We start from the raw sequence: 1,315 nt of genomic DNA, 5'->3' as shown, positions 1-1,315 counted from the left end.
GACCCTGTAAATAATTCTGTGTAATTGCCATCCGATTAAAGGTGGTCGCTCAGGCGGTCACCGAACTCGATAATAAAACGGCTCATTGCCAGCCGCCAGTTCTGGATCGGCATACTCCATTTTTTCGACGCCGATTGTATCGCCAGATAAACCACTTTGCGTACTGAGTCATCCGTCGGGAACACCTTGCGTTTCTTTATCGCCTGCCGTATCACACTATTCAGTGATTCGATGGCATTCGTCGTGTAGATGGCCTTGCGGATATCCGGTGGGTAGCCGAAGAAGGTGTTGAGGTTTTCCCAGTGCGCACGCCAGCTTTTGCTGATTTGCGGGTATTTTTCATCCCAGGCACCGGCAAACTTATCCAGCGCCATCAGTGCCGCTTCCTCTGTCGGGGCTTGATACACCGCTTTCAGCCCACTGGTGACCCCTTTGTAGTCCTTCCATGAGACATACCTCAGGCTGTTGCGCACCATGTGAATGATGCATAGCTGGATATGTGTCTGCGGGTAGACGCTGTTTATCGCATCCGGGAAGCCTTTCAGACCGTCCACGCAGGCAATCAGGATATCCTGAAGACCCCGATTTTTCAGCTCCGTCAGCACATTGAGCCAGAACTTCGCGCCTTCGTTCTCAGCCAGCCACATACCCAGTAACTCTTTCTGGCCTTCGGTATTGATACCCAGCGCGAGGAACACCGCTTTGTTGATAACGCTGCCGCCATGCCGGACTTTCACCAGAATACAGTCAAGGTAAACAATGGGATACAGTGAATCTAACGGACGATTTTGCCACTCACTGACCTGTTCTTTAACGGCATCGGTCACTTTGGATATCAACGTGGGGGAGACATCGGCATCATACATTTCTTTGAAGGTTGCAACGATTTCCCGCGTGGTCATACCTTTGGCATAGAGGGATAAAATCTGGCTGTCCATCTGCGTAATGCGCGTCTGATTTTTCTTTATCAATTGCGGCTCAAAGGTATTTTCACGGTCGCGTGGCGTGCTGAGTTCAATCTCACCCTCGTCGCATAACACGGTTTTGGTCGAGTAACCGTTTCGGGTATTAGAGCCTGATTTAGGGGCATTTTTCTCATGACCGAGATGGTCAGTGAGTTCGGCATTGAGGGCTGTTTCGACGGTAAGCTTTGTCAGCATACGGGAAAACTGGTTGAGGTCAGCTTCCGTTTTGAGGCCTTTGGCCAGTTCAGCCGCAAGGGCTTTGAGTTTCTTTTCGTCCATACTTTGCCTGTCTCCGTTGTTGGAGTGAACATATCAAAAACAGGCAATTACACAATTTAAATTACAGTCTC

General features: G+C 49.8%; 1 protein-coding gene. It reads right to left on the bottom strand.

Going from position 1 to position 1,315, the window contains the following annotated elements; genetic code table 11:
* Window positions 1-35: 35 nt before the first annotated feature.
* Window positions 36-1,244, bottom strand: a complete 1,209-nt coding sequence (locus CWM52_RS25855; protein WP_100686658.1) for an IS256 family transposase — start codon at window positions 1,242-1,244, stop codon at window positions 36-38.
* Window positions 1,245-1,315 lie beyond the last annotated feature (71 nt).

The sequence above is a fragment of the Raoultella sp. T31 genome, from assembly GCF_002806725.1.
Classification (GTDB): domain Bacteria; phylum Pseudomonadota; class Gammaproteobacteria; order Enterobacterales; family Enterobacteriaceae; genus Klebsiella; species Klebsiella electrica.
Note: the sequence above shows the minus strand (reverse complement) of the source record. Positions and strands in the feature narration are given on the sequence as shown.

Excerpts from the sequence above, each read along its gene's own strand:
- CWM52_RS25855 (WP_100686658.1), bottom strand. The coding sequence starts at position 1,244 with ATGGACGAAAAGAAACTCAAAGCCCTTGCGGCTGAACTGGCCAAAGGC.